The sequence below is a fragment of the Stenotrophomonas sp. MYb238 genome, from assembly GCF_009496535.1.
Taxonomy (GTDB): domain Bacteria; phylum Pseudomonadota; class Gammaproteobacteria; order Xanthomonadales; family Xanthomonadaceae; genus Stenotrophomonas.
In genome coordinates this window covers 144,638-166,409 of record NZ_WIDL01000005.1, presented here as the reverse complement: position 1 = coordinate 166,409, position 21,772 = coordinate 144,638, and the positions used below count along the sequence as shown (strand labels likewise).

The 21,772-nt window shown below is 69.6% G+C and carries 18 protein-coding genes; 7 read left to right on the top strand and 11 right to left on the bottom strand.

Annotation, left to right across the window (positions count from 1 at the left end):
• The first annotated feature begins 271 nt into the window (after positions 1–271).
• Positions 272–1,918 (top strand): hypothetical protein, encoded by a 1,647-nt coding sequence (locus CQ393_RS05405; RefSeq protein ID WP_153190577.1) that lies wholly within the window; start codon positions 272–274, stop codon positions 1,916–1,918.
• A 128-nt stretch (positions 1,919–2,046) separates the two neighbouring features.
• Complete coding sequence (locus CQ393_RS05400) at positions 2,047–2,898, top strand: type II toxin-antitoxin system RelE/ParE family toxin (RefSeq protein ID WP_153190576.1); 852 nt, start codon at positions 2,047–2,049, stop codon at positions 2,896–2,898.
• Between the two features lie 356 nt (positions 2,899–3,254).
• Here CQ393_RS05400 and CQ393_RS05395 read toward each other — a convergent pair whose 3' ends face one another.
• Positions 3,255–5,420 (bottom strand): S46 family peptidase, encoded by a 2,166-nt coding sequence (locus CQ393_RS05395; protein ID WP_153190575.1) that lies wholly within the window; start codon positions 5,418–5,420, stop codon positions 3,255–3,257.
• 147 nt (positions 5,421–5,567) lie between these two features.
• Here CQ393_RS05395 and tdh point away from each other — a divergent pair, with 147 nt between their 5' ends.
• Complete coding sequence (tdh, locus tag CQ393_RS05390) at positions 5,568–6,590, top strand: L-threonine 3-dehydrogenase (RefSeq protein WP_153190620.1); 1,023 nt, start codon at positions 5,568–5,570, stop codon at positions 6,588–6,590.
• 79 nt (positions 6,591–6,669) lie between these two features.
• On the opposite strand, the gene CQ393_RS05385 is transcribed toward tdh, so the two are convergent.
• From CQ393_RS05385 to CQ393_RS05360, 6 genes are all read right to left on the bottom strand, one after another.
• Positions 6,670–7,368, bottom strand: coding sequence for a TorF family putative porin (locus CQ393_RS05385; protein WP_153190574.1), 699 nt, complete (start codon positions 7,366–7,368; stop codon positions 6,670–6,672).
• A 266-nt stretch (positions 7,369–7,634) separates the two neighbouring features.
• Positions 7,635–8,687: a sulfate ABC transporter ATP-binding protein gene (locus CQ393_RS05380; protein WP_153190619.1), complete on the bottom strand. Its 1,053-nt coding sequence runs from the start codon at positions 8,685–8,687 to the stop codon at positions 7,635–7,637.
• Between the two features lie 7 nt (positions 8,688–8,694).
• Positions 8,695–9,654, bottom strand: a complete 960-nt coding sequence (gene cysW / locus CQ393_RS05375; protein WP_153190573.1) for a sulfate ABC transporter permease subunit CysW — start codon at positions 9,652–9,654, stop codon at positions 8,695–8,697.
• Positions 9,651–10,493 carry a sulfate ABC transporter permease subunit CysT gene (cysT, locus tag CQ393_RS05370; protein WP_153190572.1) on the bottom strand — a complete coding sequence of 281 codons (843 nt, stop codon included), beginning with the start codon at positions 10,491–10,493 and terminating at the stop codon, positions 9,651–9,653. The genes cysW and cysT overlap by 4 nt, the downstream gene beginning before the upstream one ends.
• Before the next feature lie 12 nt (positions 10,494–10,505).
• Entirely contained in the window at positions 10,506–11,528 is a 1,023-nt protein-coding gene (locus tag CQ393_RS05365; RefSeq protein WP_153190571.1) for a sulfate ABC transporter substrate-binding protein, read from the bottom strand.
• Positions 11,529–11,541: 13 nt separating this feature from the next.
• The gene (locus CQ393_RS05360) at positions 11,542–12,969 is read right to left on the bottom strand and encodes a porin (RefSeq protein ID WP_153190570.1); all 1,428 of its coding nucleotides are present in this window, start codon (positions 12,967–12,969) and stop codon (positions 11,542–11,544) included.
• Positions 12,970–13,133: 164 nt separating this feature from the next.
• On the opposite strand from CQ393_RS05360, the gene kbl reads away from it, so the two are divergent.
• Entirely contained in the window at positions 13,134–14,348 is a 1,215-nt protein-coding gene (gene kbl, locus CQ393_RS05355) for a glycine C-acetyltransferase (RefSeq protein ID WP_153190569.1), read from the top strand.
• 126 nt (positions 14,349–14,474) lie between these two features.
• Here the strand turns inward: kbl and CQ393_RS05350 are convergent, their stop codons facing one another.
• The 4 genes from CQ393_RS05350 to CQ393_RS05335 all read right to left on the bottom strand — a co-directional run bounded on the left by CQ393_RS05350 (position 14,475) and on the right by CQ393_RS05335 (position 17,544).
• A complete protein-coding gene (locus CQ393_RS05350) occupies positions 14,475–14,777 on the bottom strand; it encodes a hypothetical protein (protein WP_153190568.1) in 303 nt (100 codons plus the stop codon).
• A gap of 88 nt (positions 14,778–14,865) precedes the next feature.
• A complete protein-coding gene (locus CQ393_RS05345) occupies positions 14,866–15,708 on the bottom strand; it encodes a pseudouridine synthase (RefSeq protein ID WP_153190567.1) in 843 nt (280 codons plus the stop codon).
• Between the two features lie 27 nt (positions 15,709–15,735).
• Positions 15,736–16,221 carry a hypothetical protein gene (locus CQ393_RS05340; protein WP_153190566.1) on the bottom strand — a complete coding sequence of 162 codons (486 nt, stop codon included), beginning with the start codon at positions 16,219–16,221 and terminating at the stop codon, positions 15,736–15,738.
• 213 nt (positions 16,222–16,434) lie between these two features.
• Positions 16,435–17,544 (bottom strand): OmpA family protein, encoded by a 1,110-nt coding sequence (locus tag CQ393_RS05335; RefSeq protein WP_153190565.1) that lies wholly within the window; start codon positions 17,542–17,544, stop codon positions 16,435–16,437.
• Between the two features lie 371 nt (positions 17,545–17,915).
• Between CQ393_RS05335 and CQ393_RS05330 the strand changes: the two genes are divergently transcribed.
• The 3 genes from CQ393_RS05330 (at position 17,916) to CQ393_RS05320 (ending at position 21,738) form a co-directional block, all read left to right on the top strand.
• Entirely contained in the window at positions 17,916–18,941 is a 1,026-nt protein-coding gene (locus tag CQ393_RS05330; RefSeq protein ID WP_153190564.1) for a zinc-binding alcohol dehydrogenase family protein, read from the top strand.
• A 76-nt stretch (positions 18,942–19,017) separates the two neighbouring features.
• Complete coding sequence (locus CQ393_RS05325; RefSeq protein WP_153190563.1) at positions 19,018–19,644, top strand: hypothetical protein; 627 nt, start codon at positions 19,018–19,020, stop codon at positions 19,642–19,644.
• Positions 19,645–19,707: 63 nt separating this feature from the next.
• Positions 19,708–21,738 carry an NADPH-dependent 2,4-dienoyl-CoA reductase gene (locus CQ393_RS05320; protein WP_153190562.1) on the top strand — a complete coding sequence of 677 codons (2,031 nt, stop codon included), beginning with the start codon at positions 19,708–19,710 and terminating at the stop codon, positions 21,736–21,738.
• Positions 21,739–21,772: the final 34 nt, after the last annotated feature.

Genomic DNA, 21,772 nt, shown 5'->3' with positions numbered 1-21,772 from the left:
ACGAAATCCACGGCGGCGGGCGGCAGGAAGGCAGAGACGCGGGGATGAAAACGGCAGGAACGCCTGCGCCGACGGCCGGCGGCAGGGACGACGCATCCGCGCGCCCGGCCAGCGTCCTGCGCATATCGGGGCTTGCCGTATCGACGGCCGCGGACCGACATCACCGCGCGCCTCGCGCGCACCGCCGCACACGAACGTCCGCTTCCGGTGCCGCCCGGCGCGCGGCATCCTCGGCGACGGCCGCCGCGTGACGCCTGCTAGCATGCCGCGCATGAAAAACACGACCGATACGCTGCGCCGCGCGGCCGCCTGGCTTGCGGCGGCGGCGTTCCTCCTGCCCGCGCTGGTGGTGATGCTGCGCGCGCCCAAGGTGCCGTATGCCGATCAATGGCGCTTCCAGGCGCACCTGCTGTCCACGCCGTTCCCGCAGAGCGTGGTCAACGCCGACAACGGCCACCACGAACTGCTGCCCAGCCTGGTGCGGCTGGCCGAACTGCACTGGCTGCACGGCGGCCAGTGGCTGCAGATCGGCATCGGCATCGTGTTGCTGCTGGCCACGCAGGCGCTGGGCTGGCGGCAACTGGCGGGATTGCCGTCGTCGCAGCGCAACGCCGCGGCGCTGGCGTTGCTGCTGGGGCTGTGCTGGCTGGGCAACCAGCGCGCGCTCGGACATGGCAACGAGACCGTGCATGCCTACAGCGTGACCGCGCTGCTGCTTGCCGGCCTGCTCGTGCTCGGGCGAAAGCTGCGGCCAGACGCCGGCGCGGCGGGCATCGCCGCGCTGTGCGGCTTCGCCGCGGCGTTTTCCTTCGGCAGCGGCATCGCGGCGTTCGCGGCCTTCTTCCCGATGCTGTGGCTCACCCGCGCGCGGCTGGCAGCATGGGCCGCGCTGTCCGTTGGGCTCGTGCTCACGCTGGCAGCACTGCAGCTGACCGGCGACAGCACCGGCGCGCTCGCGTTCGCGCCGCTTTCCTGGGTCTCGTCCTGGCTGCGCTGGCTGGCCGGCCCCTGGATCCATGCCGTGTGGCCGGCGCTGGACCCTGCGCTGGCCGCGCGCCTGCCCTCCGCGGCCGGCGCGCTGCTCTCGCCCGTCGCATCGGCCTACGACGCCCGGTTCGGACCGGTGATGCTGGCCTGGTTCCCGCACATTCCCATCGCGCTGGCGGGCCTGGCCGCGCTGGCGTGGCAGGTGCTCAAGGCCTGGCAGGCCCCGCAGACGCCATGGGCGCCGGCACAACGGCTGGGCATCGGCATCGCCCTGTTCGCCGCCGCCACCGGCGCCCTGGTGGCGGTGGTGCGGGACGCGTATTTCCAGACGTATCCGGACCAGTTGCTGGCGCCGCGCTACCTGGTGTGGTCCAGCCTGTTCTGGGCGGGCCTGCTGCTGGCCGCGGTGGCGCGCGCATCGTCGCCACGGCGCGCCTTGTCGCTGGTCCTCGTGGTTGCGCTGGTGTTGCTGCCCAGTCAGGTGTGGACGGCCAAGCTGGCCGGCAGCATGCGCCAGGTGGCCGTGCATACCGCCGTGGCCGCCGCCGTCGGCGTGGTGGATCGCGCGGCGCCGCTGGGAGAGAACGTGCCGGCCGAGATCGTCGCCGCCTTGCCGTTGCAGCGGCAGGCGCAGGTCGAGATGTTCGCCTGGCCGCAGGCGCGCTGGCTTGGCCGCAGGCCGTCAACGGAACCGCTGGCCGTGCGCGGCATGCAGGCCGAAACCGTGGACAACCTGCTGGAAACACCGGCAAGGCGCGTGCGGTTCGCCACCGATGCGGCTGGCGGCGATGCGCGCCTGCTGCTGGTCGACGCGGAGGGCGTGGCTCGCGGACTGGCGGTGCCCGACCCGGCCGCAGGACCGGGCCACTGGATCGGCTGGATGGAAGGCAACGACACCACGCCGCCGCGGGCGATGCGCATGCCCGAATGAACGCAACGCGCCGATGCCGCCGGCGACGCGCGTGGCCGCCGACGCCAGGCGTTACCATGGCCGCCCCCATCGGCCGCATGGCATGACGCCCACATGAGGGCCAGCCCTTCCTCCGCCCGCAACGTGGCATGAGCAGCGACCCGGTTTCCGTGCACTCCAACCGCAGACCCTGGAACGAACGCCTGCAACCGTGGGCGGCCGCCATCCTGAGCGCGCTGCTGCACCTGCTGGTGCTGCTGCTCCTGCTGCATTCCACGCCGCCGGTGGTGACCACGCCGCAGGGAACGGCCGGCGGCGGCCGGGTCAAGGTGGATTTCGTCGGCGAAGCGCCGCCCTCCCCGCCCACGGCGCGCCAGCCGCCGGGGCCGAAGCCGGTGAATGACCGGAAGCGGCCCTCCAGGCCGGTGGCGCGCCGGCAGGCCGATGCACGCAAGCCGGTGCCGGAGGCCAGGTACATCGAGCCACCGGCCGAACCGGAACAGAAGCAGGACAGGAGCGAGGAGCAACCAGCCGCCGAGTCCGCGCAGGCCGCGGCCACGAGCCCGCCGGAAAGCGTCCAGCGCCGCCCGCAGACCTGGACCGGGCGCCCGCCGGGCTGGCAGCCGAAGGAAACCGCGCCCGACGACGGGCGCGCTTCCGGGCCGGTCAACCGCAACGGCTACCGCAACGACATGGCCGCCGGCGAGCCGGCCATGGAAGTGGGCGGCTACCAGATCGTCTACGACCTGCTGGCCGAAGCGCGGCTGCGTACCTGGATGGAACAGGGCATGAAGGAACTGTCCATCCCGTTGCCGGGCACCAGCTACCTGATGGTCTGCCCGGCGGAAGTCGCGCTCAGGCGCGGCTCCAGCAAATGCCGCCTGCTCGCGCCCGACGCGCCGGAACTGCGCTCCATCGGCGATGCGCGCGACGTGGTCACGGTGATGTACGTCTACCGGCGCGGCGAACTGGTCTGGCGCGGGCCGGGACCGTACCGCTGACGCAAGCGCGCTCCTGCTCGCCCGGTTTGCCCGCGTCCAGGTGCCGCCCGACTGCCTGATAGCCGGGGACTGCGGGAGGCCGCTGGCGCACGATTGTTCCTTGCGGAATACCTCAAAGCTATTCGCGGGTGAAGCCGCTCCAGCGGATCAGCGCCGTGGATTCCGGGCCTGCCCTGAACCGGGTTTCCGCATCCCGCACCGTGCGGGACGAGTCCGCCCCCATGAACCCATCGAAAACCGCCAGGAGCGGCCCATGACGTCGTGATGGCCCGCGCGGTCGCCTGCCAAGAACAGCGGCAATAGAAAAACCCCGGACGGTTTCCCGTCCGGGGTCTTCGATCAGGCCGGAGCGCGGCTTACTTCGACGCGGCTTCCAGTTCCTTCAGCAGCTGCGGCGCCGGCGCCACTTCCTGCATGATCCAGCGCATGTAGCGCTGGTCCACCGAGATCATGCGGGTCATCACCGGATCGAATACCCAGTTGCTGGCCACCGACTCCCAGATGCCGTCGAACGCCAGGCCGACCAGACGGCCATGCGCGTCGAGCACCGGCGAGCCGGAGTTGCCGCCGGTGATGTCCAGGTCGGACAGGAAATCCACCGGCACGCTGCCGATGCGCTTGTCTTCCAGCCCGCCGTAGCGCTTGGCCTTGACCGCGTCGAGCAGCGCCTTCGGCGAGTCAAACGGATCGACGCCGGTTTCCTTGGCGGCGACGCCTTCGATGGTGGTGAACGGCTGCTGCACCTTGCCGTCCAGGCCGGTATAGCCCTTCACGTTGCCGAAGGTGATGCGCAGGGACAGGTTGGCGTCCGGATAGACGAACTCGCCCTTGCTCTTCTTGTAGTCGGCGATGGCCTGCAGGAACAGCGGACGCGCCACCAGTTCCTCGCCGCGCTTGACCTTGTTCTGGTGCTCGATCTGCAGCAGCGCCGGCATCACCGCCACCGCGTACTGGATGGCCGGGTCGGTGCTGGCCTCGAACGCGGCCCTGTCGGCGTTGAACCACTTCATACGCTCGGCCAGGTCGCCCAGGCGCGAGCCGTCCAGGCGCGCCAGCGCCGCATCCACGGCCGCGGCGTCGCTGCCGCCCAGCCAGGTGTCGAACGCAGGCACGCGCTGAGCCGCAGGCAGCGCGACGTAGCGCTGCAGCCAGTACTGCTGGAACTGGCGATCCATGGCCGGCACGTAGCGGCGGTCCATCTGCTTCAGGCCGCCCTCGATGGCCGGCAGGTCGCGTTCCTGGTAGCCGTCCTCGCGCTGCGCGTCGGGCTTGGCCTTCTCGATCGCCAGGCGGTACAGGCGCACTGCGGTGCCGAGCGTGCCGGTGCGGTTGAACATGCCCAGGGTGATGTCGCGCTGCTGGGTGCTGCGCGCCTGCGCGCCGAGCGCCTGCAACTGCGCATGGGCGTCGAGCGCCGGCTTGCCCTGCGCGCCCTGCCCGCGCAGCCATTCCAGCACCGCGGCCTCTTCCTTCTGCTTCTGCGCCAGCACGTTGTTGCGCTTGAAGCCGTCCAGCTGGCTGTCGTAGTTCTTGCTGGTGTTATTCCAGCTGGCCATGCTGGCGGCGTACTTCACCGCGATGTCCTTGTCGTCTTTGCTGGCCGCCTCGACCAGCGCGATCTGGTCCTTGTAGGCCTTGGCGATGGTCGGATACGTCCAGCCGGCGGTGTTCTCGAACTCGCTGACCAGCGCATAACGGTCGGTACGGCCCGGGTAGCCCGCCACCATCACGAAATCACCCTCGCCCAGCGGCTGGTCGGCCAGCTTCAGCCAGTGCTTGGGCTGGTAAGGCACGTTGTCGGCCGAGAACGCGGCCGGCTTGCCGTCCTTTCCGACGTAGGCGCGGTAGAACGAGAAATCGCCGGTGTGGCGCGGCCACATCCAGTTGTCGACGTCGCCGCCGAACTTGCCGACGCTGCCCGGGGGCGCGTACGCCAGGCGCACGTCCTTGATCTCCAGGTTCTTGAACAGGCGGTAGGTGTTGCCGCCGGAGAAGCTGTACAGCGTGCAGCTGTAGCTGTCGTCGGCCTCGCACTCGGCCACCAGCTTCTTCTCCAGCGCTTCCAGCGCCTCGGTGCGCTTGAGCGGATCGTTGCCGGCGCCGGCGATGGCGGCTCTGACCTGCGCGGTGACGTCGGTGATGTCGTCCAGCACGTAGATGCGCGCGTTCGGGCCGGCGCTCAGCTCGTCCTTGAAGCTGGCCGCGCTGAAGCCGTCCTTGATCAGGTTCTTCTCGGCGGTGGAATTGAGCTGGATGGCGCCGTAGGCGCAGTGGTGGTTGGTCGCCACCAGGCCCTGCGGCGAGACGAAGCTGGCGGTGCAGCCGCCCAGCGCCACCACCGCGCCCATCGGGTCGCCGGTCAGGTTGCTCAGCTGCAGCGGGTCCAGCTTCAGCCCGGCCTTCATCAGCGGCCCGGCGATCTGCGGCAGCTGCTGCGGTACCCACATGCCCTCGGCGGCGGATGCCGCCTGCGCCAGGCCGAGCCCGGCCACCACGGAAAAAGCGAGAAGATTCAGACGCATGAGGCGGACCCCCGGAAAATGGAAACCCGATTGTAGCGGGTGAAACCATCGCCGTAGCCCGGACCCGCCGGTACGGGCGGTTACGGCCGAACGCATATAATCGGCACTCTTTCCCACTGCGGTTTCCCGGCAATGACACAGAAGACGATGCGCGCGCTGGTGAAGCGCGAGGCGACCAAGGGCATCTGGATGGAAGAGGTGCCGGTGCCGGTGCCCGGACCCAACCAGGTCCTGATCAAGCTGGAGAAGACCGCCATCTGCGGCACCGACCTGCACATCTACCTGTGGGACGAATGGAGCCAGCGCACCATCAAACCGGGCCTGACCATCGGCCACGAATTCGTCGGCCGCATCGCCGAGATCGGTCCGGGCGTGACCGGCTACGAAATCGGCCAGCGCGTCTCGGCCGAAGGCCACATCGTCTGCGGCCACTGCCGCAACTGCCGCGGCGGCCGCCCGCACCTGTGCCCTAACACCGTCGGCATCGGCGTCAACGTCAACGGCGCCTTCGCCGAATACATGGTGATGCCGGCCAGCAACCTGTGGCCGATCCCCGACCAGATCCCATCCGAGCTGGCCGCCTTCTTCGACCCCTACGGCAACGCCGCGCACTGCGCGCTGGAATTCGACGTGATCGGCGAGGACGTGCTGATCACCGGCGCCGGCCCGATCGGGATCATCGCCGCCGGCATCTGCAAGCACATCGGCGCGCGCAACGTAGTGGTCACCGACGTCAACGATTTCCGCCTGAAGCTGGCCGCCGACATGGGCGCCACGCGCGTGGTCAACGTCGCCAACCAGTCGCTGAAGGACGTGATGGCCGACCTGCACATGGAAGGCTTCGACGTGGGCCTGGAAATGAGCGGCAACCCGCGCGCGTTCAACGACATGCTCGACTGCATGTACCACGGCGGCAAGATCGCCATGCTCGGCATCATGCCCAAGGGCGCCGGCTGCGACTGGGACAAGATCATCTTCAAGGGCCTGACCGTGCAAGGCATCTACGGCCGCAAGATGTACGAGACCTGGTACAAGATGACCCAGCTGGTGCTGTCCGGTTTCCCGCTCGGCAAGGTGCTCACCCACCAGCTGCCGGTGGAGCGCTTCCAGGAAGGCTTCGACCTGATGGAACAGGGCAAGGCCGGCAAGGTGGTGCTGAGCTGGTACTGAGGCCAGCCGGCGCATCCCCGAGAAAGAAGAAAAAAGGCGCCTGACGGCGCCTTTTTTCGTTATCGCCCCACCGCCGCGCTCAGCGCGCGATCTTCACCGACAGCATGAGGCGGTCGTCAGCCAGCTTGCCGAAGTTGTCGCGGCCCTTGCCGTCGGTGCCGTAGTAGCCCAGCGAGACGTTGGCGATGCCGAAGCTGCGGCCGATGCCCACGCCCCAGTCGGTGTAGTCCTGCGCCACGTCGCTGTCGTTGAACACGCTGCGGCCGACGTTGGCGTTCAGGCTGAAGTCGTTCGGCAGGCCCCACTCGCCGCCGAGGCCGTAGTACCAGCCGGTGGTGCTGCTGCCCCACACGTCGTTGGTATAGCTGACGTTGACCTTCCAGTTCTCGGCGATGGTGGTGGTGGTGACCAGTTCGTTGTAGGCCATCTGGCTGGCACCCGGGTAGGTGTAGCGGTTGAGCAGCACATCGACGTTGACCTTGTCGCTGACGTCGAAGCCGTAGCCGACGAAGTAGTCCACCTCGATGTCGGGGCTGCCGTCGCCGAAATCCACGCCCGAGGCGAAGCTGCCGACGTAGAGGCCGCTCGCCGTGGTCCAGGTGACGCTGCCCTGCACCGTGGGCTTCTCGTCGGTCTGCGAGGCGCCGCGGAACAGGTAGTCCGAGACCGCGCCGATTTCCCAGCTGACGGGCGATGCCGCGTCTTCGGCGCAGGCGGCGAACGGGACGGACAGCAGGGCGGCACAGGCAACGGCGGCAAGGCGCTTGCAGGGAATCATGGGAATCTCCGTGAATGGGATGCCGGCGCCGCCATGGCGCAGGATTCACAAATTCTTAACCAGATTGGCCGGCAACGCCAGCGCCCCGGCGGGCGGGCGTGGGCGGACGCGCCGTTGAAGCCAGCGCCCCGGTTGCGAGTCCCTCGCCGGGCGCTGATTTCCCTGACCACCAACGACTAGGCATACCGCCGTGGACGGACCCACGGCACCGCATCGTCGAAGGAACAGCGCGCGCCCACGCGGCCCGGAACGCCGCGCGGCCGCCGCTAACCGGCGCTGGATACCGGAAACACCCCGTGGCGCCGCGCCGCCAGCGCGACCACCTGCCCCGCCGCGTAGTGCGGCGCGTCGGGCGGAAGCTCGACGTCCACGTCCACGTCCACAGCGGCGCCGCGCAGGCGGGCGCGCAGCCGCGCGCGCGCGCCGCTGCGCTGCACCGACAGCACCGTGCCCACCCAGTCGCCGGCATCGCCGACGCGCATGTCTTCCGGGCGCACGTAGACCTCCAGCGCATCCGCGGCCGGCAGGCCGGCAGGCCGCGACCAGCGCGCGCCGGCCACGTCCAGCGCGTCGCCGTCGGCCCGCGCCGGCAGGCGGTTGGCCTCGCCGACGAAGCCGTACACGAAGGGCGACGCCGGCCGGTCGTAGATCTCGCCCGGACTGCCGACCTGTTCGATGCGGCCGCGGTTGAGGATCGCCACCCGGTCGGCCAGTTCCAGCGCCTCTTCCTGGTCGTGGGTGACGAACACCGTGGTCAGGCCGGTGCGGTCGTGCAGTTCGCGCAGCCAACCGCGCAGGTCGCGGCGCACCTGCGCGTCCAGCGCGCCGAACGGTTCGTCCAGCAGCAGCACGCGCGGCTCGATCGCCAGCGCGCGCGCCAGGGCCACGCGTTGGCGCTGGCCGCCGGACAGCTGCGTCGGGTAGCGCCCGCCCAGGCCGTCGAGCTGCACCAGCGCCAGCAGTTCCTCCACGCGCGCGTCGATGCGCGCCTTCGGCCAGCGCTGCGCACCGCGCCGCACCTCCAGGCCGAAAGCGATGTTGGCGCGCACGTCCATGTGCCGGAACAGCGCGTAGTGCTGGAACACGAAACCGGCACGGCGCGCCTGCACGCTCAGCGCGGTGGCGTCCTCGCCGTCGAACAGGATGCGGCCCTGCTCGGGCTGCTCCAGCCCGGCGAGCGCGCGCAGCAGGGTGGTCTTGCCCGACCCGGAGGGCCCGAGCAGGGCCAGCAGTTCACCGCTGCGGATGTCCAGACTGACGCCGTCGAGCGCGGGGAATGCGCCGAAACGCTTGCCCAGCTGTTGTATGCGGATGTTCATCGTCACCTCAACGGTGGTGTGCGGCGGCCAGCGACTGGCCATGCCGCCATTCCAGGAAAGTCTTCAGCACCAGCGTCAGCAGCGCGGTGCCGGCCAGCAGCGAGGCGCAGGCGAACGCGGCGCTCCAGGTATGCGCGGAGGGCTCGTTGTAGAGGATCTCTACGTGCAGCGGCAGCGTGTTGGTGCGCCCGCGGATATGCCCGGACACCACCGACACCGCGCCGAACTCGCCCATCGCCCGCGCACTGCACAGCAGCACGCCGTACAGCAGGCCCCAGCGGATGTTGGGCAGGGTCACCTTCCAGAACATCTGCCAAGCATTGGCGCCCAGGGTCAGCGCCGCCAGCTCCTCGTCGCTGCCCTGCTGCTCCATCAGCGGCATCAGTTCGCGGGCGATGAACGGGAAGGTGACGAAGGTGGTGGCCAGCACGATGCCAGGGATCGCAAACACGATGCGCGGCAGCTGCAGCAGCACCTCGCCGATCACCGGCAGGTGCAGGCGCACGCCTTCCTCGATCAGCGGCCACAGCCAGCCGTCACGGCCGAACAGCAGGATGAACACCAGCCCGGCCACCACCGGCGACACCGAGAACGGCAGGTCGATCAGGGTCACCAGCCAGCGTTTGCCGGGGAAGCGGTGCTTGCTCACCACCCACGCCGCGGCGATGCCGAACACCAGGTTGAGCGGGATCACGATGGCGGTGACCAGCAGGGTCAGGCGCACCGCCGCCAGCGCGTCCGAGTCGCTCACCGCGCTCCAGAACGCCTGCGCGCCGCCGCGCAGCGCCTCGACGAACACCAGCAGCAGCGGCAGCAGCAGGAACGAGAGCAGGAAGCCCAGCGCGCCGAGGATCAGCAGCACCCGCACCCAGCGCGGCTCGGTGGTCACGCTGGCCACGCGCGGTGCGGCGCGGCGGCCATCCGCCGCGGCGATCGCCGCCGGCAGCCCGGATACCATCTCGTTCATCGCGCGCCCCTGCGTTGCAGCCGCGCCTGCAGGCTGTTGACCAGCAGCAGCACCAGGAAGGACAGCAGCAGCATCGCCGCGGCGATGGCGGTGGCGCCGGCGTAGTCGAACTCGTCCAGGCGGATGGTGATCAGCAGCGGCGCGATCTCGGTGGCGAACGGCAGGTTGCCGGCGATGAAGATCACCGAGCCGTACTCGCCCACCCCACGCGCGAACGCCAGCGCGAAACCGGTCAGCATCGCCGGCCACAACGTGGGCACGACCACGCGCGCGATGGTCTGCCAGCGGCTGGCGCCCAGCGTCGCGGCCGCTTCCTCCAGTTCGCGCTCGGCTTCGGCCAGTACCGGCTGCACGATGCGCACCACGAACGGCAGGCCGACGAACACCAGCGCGACCACGATGCCTACCGGCGTGTAGGCGACCTTCAGGCCCAGCGGCTCAAGCCAGCGCCCGACCCAGCCCTGCCCGCCGTACAGCGCGGTGAGCGCGATGCCGGCCACCGCGGTGGGCAGGGCGAACGGCAGGTCGATCATCGCATCGAACAGGCGCCGGCCCGGGAAGCGGTAGCGCACGAACACCCAGGCCACCCAGGTGCCCATCAGCGTATTGAACGTTGCCGCGGCGAAGGCGGTGCCGAAGCTCAGCCGCAGCGCCGACAGCACGCGCGGCTCGCTCCATATGCGCCAGATGCCGTCCACGCCCAGCCCGGCCGCGCGCAGGAACACGCCGGCCAGCGGGATCAGCACGATCAGCCCCAGCCAGAACACGGTGATGCCCATGCCGACGCCGAAGCCGGGCAGTACCCGGCGCCGGCGCCGCGCCTGCGGCAACGCTTGCATGCCTGCGGCCACCTATTTGCTCGCCTGGATCTGGTCGAACACGCCGCCGTCGGCGAAGTGCTCGGCCTGCGCCTTCTGCCACGAGCCGAACGCCTCGCGGATGGTCACCAGCCGCACCTGCGGGAAGCGCGCCACGTCGGCCGGCGCAGCCAGTTCGGGATGGCGTGGGCGGTAGTAGTGGCGCGCAGCGATGCGCTGGCCCTCGGCCGAATACAGGTACTGCAGGTAGGCCTGCGCCACCTCGCGGGTGCCGTGGCGGTCGACGTTGCGGTCGATCAGCGCCACCGAGGGCTCGGCCAGGATCGACAGCCGCGGCACCACGATCTCGAACTTGTCCAGGCCCAGTTCCTCCTGCGCCAGGAAGGCCTCGTTCTCCCAGGCCAGCAGCACGTCGCCGATGCCGCGCTGGACGAAGGTGGTGGTGGCGCCGCGCGCGCCGGTATCCAGCACCGGCACGTTGCGGAACAGCGCGCGCATGTAGGTGAGGATGCGCTCGCGGTCACCCTTGAAGATGTGCTCGGCATAGGCCCAGGCGGCGAGGTAGTTCCAGCGCGCGCCGCCGGAGGTCTTCGGGTTGGGCGTCACCACCGACACGCCGGCGCGCAGCAGGTCCGGCCAGTCGCGGATGCCCTTGGGGTTGCCCTTGCGCACCAGGAACACGATGGTCGAGGTATACGGCGCGCTGTTGTCGGGCAGGCGCGATTCCCAGTCGGCCGGCAGCAGCCTGGCCTTCTGCGCGATCGCGTCCACGTCGTAGGCCAGCGCCAGCGTGACCACGTCGGCCTGGATGCCGTCGATCACCGCGCGCGCCTGCTTGCCGGAACCGCCGTGCGAGGTCTCCACGGCGACGGTGTCGCCGCGGGTTTCCTTCCAGTGGCGGGCGAAGGCGGCGTTGAAATCGCGGTACAGCTCGCGGGTGGGATCGTAGGACACGTTGAGCAGCTGCACGTCGCGGGCGAACGCGCCGCCGGAGAGCAGGGTCAGCAGGAAGGCCAGCGAAGCCAGGCCGGCGCGGGAACGGAAGGTCTGGGTCATGGGGGATGCTCCGTCAGAAGGAAACCTGCAGGCGCGAGAACACGGCTTTCTCGGCAGGCAGGGCGGCGCCGCCGGACGCGGCATCGAAGCGGCTGTGCAGGTAGTTGGTCGCCAGCCTGAGGTTGGCCGTCAGGTACCAGTTCGCGCCGAGCGTCCAGGCGCGCACGCGCGAGGCGGAAGCGGCCGGATCGGCATAGAACGGGAATGCGTCGTCGTCGATGTCCAGCACGCCGTAGCGTGCCGTCAGCTCGAACGCGCCCAGGCCGCCGTTGCTGCCGAACGGCCGGGACGGCGTCACCCCGCGGTAGCCCGCGTCCTCGCCGCTGAGCACGTAGCTGGCGGTGGCCTGCCAAGCGCGGTGTTGCAGCGCCGCGCGGCGGCCGTCGCGCGCCACCTCCTGCCGCGACACGATGTACTCGCCCTGCAGGCCGAATCCGTCGCGGTAGAACCAGCCCTGCGGCGACCAGCGGCGATGGCTGCCGTCGGCCAGCACCGTGCCGCGGTAGCTGAAGAAGGTCGCCTGCCCCGGCGTGCGGTAGCGCGGCAGGAAACTGCTGCCGGCGCCGTGCTTCTCGCCCGAGCTCGCGCCCAGGCCGAATCCCAGCCCCGCCCAGGCGCTGCCCGTGCCCTTCAAGGGTTCGAAGAACACGCGACCGGCGAACTCGACATCGTCGTCCGGATTGCCGGTGGCCGCGTCGCGGCCATCTACCGCGCCATTGAACACGCCCAGCGCGTAGCTGAATTTTCCCTTGGCGACTTCGCCCTGCAACTGCACGCCCAGGTCGCGGTTGGGGGCCAGTTCGCTGGCCAGCGCGCGTTCGACATCGACCAGCGCGGAAGAGGACTGCAGGCGCTCCAGCCCGACCGGCGAGGTGAACCTGCCCACGCGCACGGTGTACGCCGGGTCGAAGCGCAGGTCGGCATAGGCATCGACGATGCTGGCGCTGTCGCCGGCGAACTCCGGGGTGAAACGGTAGGCCAGCAGCCGGCCCAGCGATCCCTCCAGCGTCGGCCGCGCGGTGCGCAGCAGGAAGGTGTCGTTCTGGCTGCTGTTGCCGAGGAACACCCGCGCATCACCCTGCAGCAGGCCGCGCAGCCTCAGTTCGTAATTGCCGTCGCCGGAAGTGAAGGCGGCGCCCTTGTGGTCGACCGCAACCCTCGGCGCGGCCTTGGCGGTGGCCACGCGTTCTTCTTCCTGCAGCTCCAGGCGGCGTTCGAGGATGCGCAGGCGCTGGTCCAGGTCGGCCAGGCCGGCACCGTCGGCGGGTGCGCCGCCAGATACGCCGGCCAGGCGCTCCAGCCGCTCCAGGCGCTGCTGCAGCTGTTCCACGGTAGGCGCCTGCGCCCACGCCGATGCCGCCGCTCCGCACAGCGCCACGGCCAGGCTGAGGGACAACAGCTTCCTGGTCGGCGCGGTGGACGGGAGGGGGAGCGCGGTCATCGAAGGTTCCTTGCGAAGGCGTGGGTGGGAGCGTCGATGCTGCGGGCGCACACGCGGGCGGAGAAATGACTTCGGCCGTGGCGCTTATAGCCATTCCCCATGAAACCGGCGGCGATGCCGCCCGGCCGCTAGAATCGGCACTCCTTCCATCGCAAGCCCCCGCCATGACCGCCAACGCGAACACTTCCCCGCTCACCCGGCATTACGCCGAGGAACTGGACGCCATCCGCGCGCAGGGGTTGTTCAAGTCCGAACGCATCATCACCAGCCCGCAGTCGGCCGAGATCACCCTGGACGACGGCCGCAGCGTGCTGAACTTCTGCGCCAACAACTACCTGGGCCTGGCCGACCACCCGGACCTGATCCAGGCCGCCAAGGACGCGCTGGACAGCCACGGTTTCGGCATGGCCTCGGTGCGCTTCATCTGCGGCACCCAAGACCTGCACAAGCAGCTGGAAGCGCAGATCGCCGCCTTCTTCGGCAAGGACGACACCATCCTCTACGCCGCCTGCTTCGACGCCAATGGCGGCCTGTTCGAGCCGCTGCTGGGCGAGAACGACGCGATCATCTCCGACGCGCTCAACCATGCCTCGATCATCGACGGCGTGCGCCTGTGCAAGGCCAAGCGTTTCCGCTACGCCAACTGCGACATGGCCGACCTAGAAGCGCAGCTGCAGGCCGCCGATGCCGCCGGCTGCAGGACCAAGCTGATCACCACCGACGGCGTGTTCTCGATGGACGGCTTCATCGCCCCGCTGGACGAGATCACCGCGCTGGCGAAGAAGTACGGCGCGCTGGTGCACATCGACGAATGCCACGCCACCGGCTTCCTCGGCGCCACCGGCCGCGGCTCGGCCGAGGTCAAGGGCGTGCTGGACCGCATCGACATCATCACCGGCACCCTCGGCAAGGCCATGGGCGGCGCGCTGGGCGGCTTCACCTGCGCCAGCGCCGAAGTGATCGAGCTGCTGCGCCAGCGTTCGCGCCCGTACCTGTTCTCCAACTCGCTGCCGCCGCACGTGGTCGCCGCCGGCATCAAGGCCTTCGACATGCTCGACAAGGCCGGCGACCTGCGCGAAAAGCTGGCCGAGAACACCGCCTATTTCCGCCAGAAAATGACCGCCGCCGGGTTCGACGTGAAGCCGGGCGTGCATCCGATCAGCCCGGTGATGCTGTACGACGCCCCGCTCGCGCAGAAGTTCGCGCAGCGCCTGCTCGAGGAAGGCATCTACGCGATCGGATTCTTCTTCCCGGTGGTGCCGAAGGGACAGGCGCGCATCCGCACCCAGATGAGCGCGGCGCACAGCCGCGACCACCTGGACCGCGCTATCGACGCCTTCACCCGCATCGGCCGGGAACTGGGTGTCATCAAGGGCTGATCCCGCTCAATCGTACAAACGGCAACAGGCGCCTGAGGGCGCCTGTTCCGTATCCGGCCAGAGGAAGTGGATCCAGCGGACATCGCATCTTCCGTGCAGGGCCACGAAGGCCCGCAGCTACGAAGGCTAGTTCTTGGCGGCCGGCGCCGCGGCGGCGCCATCGGGCGTATTGCCGCGCGCCACGCGGATGCCGTTGGCCTTCATCCACGCGTCGAACTGGTCGGCGCTCATGTTCTTTCCTTCCTGCTGCATCAGGAAGCGGTAGTTGCCCAGCGCGTCCTTCTCCGCCATCGGCGCCTCCACCGTCACCGTGACCGGCTTGTCCTCGATGGCCGCGGCCACCGGCTTGCCGGACGACGCGCAACCGGCCAGGACCGCGGCTGCCGCCGCGCCCGATAAAAAAACCGCAGTGCGGATGAAAGCTGGCATGGCCGCTCGACCTCGCTGGGAACAGGCCTACAGCCTAATCATGTACTTGAGAAAATCAAGCTATACACATGAATTTCATGGAGAAATTTCATGAATCGGCGCGCGATTCGGCTGAATGGGCGGCCAGCGCTTCCAGCTCCTGCGCTTCCAGCACGCGCCACTGCCCCTTGGCCAGCTCGCCCAGCTGCACCGGCCCGATCGCTACCCGCATCAACCGCAGCACCTCGAAACCCAGCACCTCCAGCAACCGCCGGATGTGCCGGTTGCGCCCCTCGTCCAGCACGATCTCCAGCCACGCGGTGCGCCCGCCCTGGCGCAGGACGGCAACCGAATGCGCGGCCAGGCGTTCGCCGGCATCGTCGATCCCGTCATGCATGCGCGCCAGCTGCGCCGCATCGGGCACGCCATCGATCTGCACGCGATAGGTCTTCAACGGCCCGGTCGCCGGGTCGGTCAGCCGCGCCGCCCATTCCGGGTCGTTGCTGAAGAACAGCAGCCCTTCGCTGGCCTTGTCCAGGCGGCCGACCGGCGCCAGCCATGGCAGGCCGGCACCGTCGAAGCAACGGTAGACAGTGTCCCTGCCCTGCTCGTCGCGGACGGTGGTGACCAGGCCGCGCGGCTTGTTCAACGCCACATACAGGCGCTGCGCCGCCACGATGGGCTGGCCATCCATCGTGACGCGCTGCCGCGTCGGGACGACGGGGAATTCAGGATCCCGCACCACACGGCCATCCACGCCGACCCTGCCGGCCAGCACGCGGCGCGCGGCTTCGGTGCGCGAGCACACGCCCGCCTTGGACAGCACGCGCGCCAGGCCATGGCGCGGCGCCGGGTCGGCTGTCGCGGCCTTCTTGGCACGGCTTGCCGGGGACGAAACGCGATGCCCGCCCTGTCTGGCGGGGCGGGCATCCGGATCGGGCCTGCGCGGCATGGAGAGGCCCTGGACGCTGCGTGCCGCTTACTTGACCTCGGCCGCCGGCTTGGCTTCGGCCGCACCTTCGGCCGGCGCCGCCGCCTTGACCACGCGCACGCCGCGCGCCTTCATCCAGGCGTCGAACTCGTCGGCGGTCATGCGCTTGCCGTTCTGGCTCATGTCGAAGCGCCACGGCGTGTTGTCGTACTGCGTCTGCGGCTTGTAGGCCGCCGGATCGTTGGGGTTGATCGCCGGACGCGCCGGCATCGCGCTGGCGACGTTGTTGCAGCTTTCCACGCGCAGGCGCATCAGCACGCGGTCGAGCGACTGTTCGTCGCTGGAGTTCGAGGTCAGCACGCCCGACGGCATGCCCAGCTGCCCCTGGCGGGCATACAGCTCTTCGGCGACCGGCTCGATCACCGTGGCCGGCAGCGGCGGCGGCACGACGGTGCTGGCCGAGCAATCGACGGCTGCGTGGGCGGCGGGGACGAAAACCAGGGCCATGGCGCCGGCCAGTGCGATACGCAGCATCGGTATTTCCATTCGAGCGGGGAACGCGGCGAGTGTAGGCATGCCCCGCAGGGCTTTCAACCTTCGCGGCAGGGTTCGCGCAAAGCGCGCTTCGCCGCATCCGCGACGGGCAGCCGATCCATGATCGGCGCAAGCGCCGCGCTTTCCGGCGCAGAACAAAAAAACAAGGCCCGGCTTTCGCCGGGCCTTGTTCGAATCAACCGATACGTCCGATCAGTTCTGGACGTTCAGCTCGGTGCGACGGTTCTTGGCGCGACCTTCCGGATTGTCCGAACCATCCGGGTTGGTGTTCGGGGCAATCGGACGGCTCTCGCCGTAGCCGATCGGACCCTGCAGGCGCGACGCGGCGACACCGTTGGTGGTCAGGTAGTCGTACACAGCCTTGGCGCGACGCTCGGACAGCTTCTGGTTGTAGGCGTCGGTACCCTTCGAGTCGGTGTGACCGGCGACTTCAACGCGCAGTTCCGGGTAACGCTTCAGGATCTCGCTGGCCTCGCTCAGGATCGCGACGGCATCCGGACGCAGCGTCGACTTGTCGAAGTCGAAGTTCACGCCCTTCAGGTCGATCGAAACCGGAACCGGGCAGCCGTCCGGACCGACGATCTGGCCAGCCTGCGAGTTCGGGCACTTGTCGTCGCAGTTGTTGACGCCGTCACCGTCGTCGTCCAGGTCGGCGCAGCTCGGCGCGACCGGAGCCGGCGGCGGCGGGGCAACGGCGGCAACCGGGGCCGGGCCCAGCGGGATCACGACGCCGACCGAAGCCAGCACGTCGCCGAACCAGTCGTTGTCCTTGCCAGCCAGGCGCGGGTTCACGCTCTGGTCGTCGAAATCGGCGCGGTAGGCGATTTCGGCACGCACGGCGACGCGCTTGTCGAAGGTGGTCTGCAGACCGGCGCCGACCTTGGCGGCCAGGTTGCCGTCCTTGCGGTCAATCGGCGAGTTCAGCGAGTTGACGACGTACTCTTCCTCGGCCTTCTGGTAACCCAGGCCGAACAGCAGGTACGGGTTCCAGCCACGGCCTTCCTGGATGAAGTGGCGACGCAGGTCGAGCGACACGCCGTACTGCGACCAGTTCAGATCCTTGTTCTTGTCGAAGTTCGGGTTCTGGTAGTTCAGCTCGCCGTCCAGCGACCAGTTCGGGCTGATGAACTTGCCCAGGCCCAGGGAGGCGAACGGAGCGTCGTTGGTGCCACGGTCCTTGTCCTGGAAGTTGAAGCCGGTCGAACCGGTCAGGTACCAGCGATCATCGAATTCCTGCGCCGACGCAGCCTGGGCAAACGCCAGACCACCCAGCAGCGCGGCGGTAAGGATCTTCTTGTTCATGAATACAACTCCTTGTTTCGGGGGTATGAAACCGGTAATGGCATGGTCCAGCACAGCGATTTCGTTCGTCGCGTCCGAAAGATGGCCGTTTCCGCACGCCAACGCGGTGCACATTATGCGCTGGGCCGTGAAGACGACGTTAACGGCTATATAACAAATGACGCAGCCCCGGACCTTGGTCGGCCGGTGAAGCGCCACCCTATACAGCTTGGTAAAAACACGCAATAGCCAAGCGGGGCGGGCGTTTCGGGCCATTCCACGTCGCCCGGGAAATCCAGCACGCGAGGGACCGCGGCGGCGCCCCATGTCGTCTTCACCTGAACGGCGCCTGCGTATCATGGCGTCGCCTCCTCACCGAACGGAACTTTTCCATGAAAGCTGTCGGCCTGAGCCGTTACCTGCCCATCGAGGACCCCCGCGCCCTGGAAGACGTCGAACTTCCACCGCCCGCCGCGCCGCAGGGACAGGACCTGCTGGTGGGCGTGCAGGCCGTCTCGGTCAACCCGGTGGATACGAAACTGCGCCGTTCGGGCACGGGCGAGGAAATCCCGCACCGCGTGCTGGGGTTCGACGCGGCGGGTGTCGTGCTGGCGACCGGTCCGGAGGTGACCGCCTTCGAAGTCGGCGACGAGGTCTATTACGCCGGCGACGTCACCCGCCCCGGCTGCGATGCCCAGCTGCAGCTGGTGGACGAACGGCTGGTCGGCCGCAAGCCGGCGACGCTGGATTTCGCCGAGGCCGCGGCGCTGCCGCTGACCACGCTCACGGCGTGGGAACTGCTGTTCCAGCGCATGCCCTACCAGCTGGACGGGCGGCGCAACGCCGGCCGGGTCCTGCTGGTCATCGGCGGTGCGGGCGGCGTGGGGTCGATGGCGATCCAGCTGGGCCGCCATGCGGGGTTCACCGTGGTGGCGACCGCCTCGCGCAAGGAAACCCGGGCGTGGTGCCGGCAACTGGGCGCCGAGCACGTCATCGATCACCGCCAGCCGCTGGCGCCGCAGCTGCACGCGCTCGGTATCGCCCAGGTGGACGCCGCGCTCAACCTGGCCGACACCGACCGCTACTGGCAGCCGCTGGGCGAACTGCTGGCCCCGCAGGGGCATGTCGGCCTGATCGTGGAACCGGCCGGCGACCTGCGCATCGGCGATCCGTACAAGGCCAAGTGCATCGGCATCCACTGGGAATTCATGTTCGCGCGGGCGCGTTTCCGCACCGCCGACATGATCGAACAGCACCGCATCCTCACACGCGCCGCCAGCCTGATCGACGCCGGGGAACTGCGTTCCACGCTGACCCGGCGCATGGGCGCGATCAACGCCGCCAACCTGCGCGAGGCGCACCGGCTGCTGGAAGCGGGCAGCGCCACCGGCAAGCTGGCGCTCGAGGGCTGGGACTGAGGCGCGCAGATACCTGGCGAATCCCACCGCAGGCACCCGGCGTGCCTGCCACTTCCCTCCTTCCCTGCCCATGCCGATGCCCTCGTTTCCATCATTCCCGCGCCTGCTGCAGCTGCTGCTGGGCCTTTTCCTGTTCGGCATCGCCTCGGCGCTGATGATCCGCGCCGGCATCGGCATCGCACCCTGGGACGTGCTGTCGCAGGGCATCTCGCTGCGCAGCGGACTGGCGTTCGGCCTGGTCACCAACCTGGTGGGCATCGCCGTGCTGCTGATGTGGTGGCCGCTGCGGCAGCGGCCGGGGCTGGGCACGGTACTCAACGTCCTGCTGATAGGCCCCAGCGCCCAGCTCGGGCTGCATCTCGTGCCGGCGGCGCAGGGACTGGCGTGGCAGGTGCTGCTGTTCCTGGCGGGGCTGGTGCTGCTGGCCATCGCCACGGGCCTCTATATCGGCGCGCGCCTGGGACCGGGACCGCGCGACGGGCTGATGACCGGCCTGCACGCGCGCAGCGGCTGGGCGATATGGAAGGTACGCACGCTGATCGAAGCGGCGGCGCTGGCGGTGGGTTGGGCGCTGGGCGGCAACGTCGGGCTGGGCACGCTGGCGTTCGCGCTGCTGATCGGGCCGCTGTGCGGGATCACCCTGCCCCTGTTCGACCGCCGCGGCCCGGCGACGCCGCCCGCCGCGGCCCCGTCGGCCGACTGAGCCACTTGCCGCAGGCAGGGTTTCGCGGCACGCTGGCCTGATCCGTACGCAAGCGTATCCATCATGACGCCAGCCACCGACACCGCCTATCCCCATCTGTTCGCGCCGCTGGACCTGGGCTTCACCCGGCTCCGCAACCGCATCCTGATGGGCTCGATGCACACCGGGCTCGAAGACCACGCCCGCGACTTTCCCAAGCTGGCCGCCTACTTCGGCGAACGCGCCGCTGGCGGCGCCGCGCTGCTGGTCACCGGCGGCTTCTCGCCCAACATCGCCGGCTGGCTGGCGCCGTTCGGCAGCAAGCTGTCCTGGCCGTGGGAAGTGGGCCGGCACCGGCAGGTCACCGCCGCCGTGCACGGCCATGGCGCCCACATCTGCCTGCAGCTGCTGCACGCCGGACGCTACGCCTACCACCCCTTGCAGGTGGCGCCGTCGAAGCTGAAGGCGCCGATCAACCCGTTCACGCCGCGCGCGTTGTCGGCGCGCGGCGTCGAGCGCCAGATCGCCAGTTACGCCCGCGCCGCCCGGCTGGCGCGCGAGGCCGGCTACGACGGCGTCGAGGTGATGGGTTCGGAAGGCTATCTGATCAACGAGTTCGTCGCCCCGCGCACCAACAAGCGCAGCGATGACTGGGGCGGCGATGCCGACAGGCGCATGCGTTTCGCGGTGGAGATCGTGCGCCGCATCCGCGAGGCCTGCGGCCCGGACTTCATCATCGTCTACCGGCTCTCGCTGCTGGACCTGGTGGAGGACGGCAGCAACTGGGAGGAAATCCTGCGGCAGGCCCGCGCGATCGAGGCCGCCGGCGCGACCCTGATCAATTCCGGCATCGGCTGGCACGAGGCGCGCGTGCCGACCATCGCCACCTCGGTGCCGCGCGCGGCCTTCGCCGGCGTCACCGCCAAGCTGCGCCCGCACGTGAACGTGCCGGTGATCGCGGTCAACCGCATCAACATGCCCGACGTGGCCGAACGGGTGCTGGCCGACGGCCAGGCCGACATGGTCTCGCTGGCGCGGCCGCTGCTGGCCGACCCGCAGTGGCCGGCCAAGGCCCGCGCCGGGAAACCCGAGACCATCAATACCTGCATCGCCTGCAACCAGGCCTGCCTGGACCACGTCTTCGTCAACAAGCGCGCCACCTGCCTGGTCAATCCGCGCGCCGCGCACGAGACCGAACTGGTCTATCGCCCCACCGCCGCCGCCAAGCGCGTGGCGGTGGTCGGCGCAGGCCCGGCCGGCCTGGCCTGCGCCACGGTCGCGGCCGAGCGCGGCCACGCCGTCACCCTGTTCGACGCGGCCGGGGAGATCGGCGGCCAGTTCAACGTGGCCAAACGCATCCCCGGCAAGGAGGAGTTCCACGAGACCCTGCGCTACTTCCGCCATCGCCTGGCCGATACCGGCGTGGACGTGCGCCTGGGCACCCGGGTGGACGCGCCGATGCTGGCCGGCTTCGACGAGGTCGTGGTGGCCACCGGCATCTCGCCGCGCAGGGTGGACTTCCCCGGCGCCGACCACCCGATGGTGGTCAGCTACCTGGACGTGCTGCAGGGCCGCGTCCAGGCCGCGGACAGGGTGGCCATCATCGGCGCTGGCGGCATCGGCTTCGACGTCGGCGAATTCCTGGTGCAGGAAGGCCCCTCGCCGTCGCTGGACCCGGCGCGCTGGATGGCCGAGTGGGGCGTGGACGCCAGCTTCGAAAGCCGCGGCGCGCTGGCGCGACCGCAACCGGAGGCGCCGGCGCGCAAGGTATGGCTGCTGCAGCGCAGCCCCGGCAAGCCCGGCGCCCGCCTCGGCAAGACCACCGGCTGGATCCACCGCGCCACGCTCAAGGCCAAGGGCGTGCAGATGCTGGGCGGCGTGGAATACCTCGGGGTGGACGACCGCGGCCTGCGCATCCGCGTCGAGGGCACCGAGCAGCTGCTGGACGTCGGCACCGTGGTGGTCTGCGCCGGGCAGGAGCCGATGCGCGCGCTGGCCGATGCGCTGGCGGCGGCCGGCATCAGCGCCCATGTCATCGGCGGTGCCGACGTGGCCGCCGAACTGGACGCCAAGCGCGCGATCGACCAGGGCAGCCGCGTGGCCACCGCGCTCTAGCATCGTCTCCCGGCTCCCTACCGGAGCCGGTCCC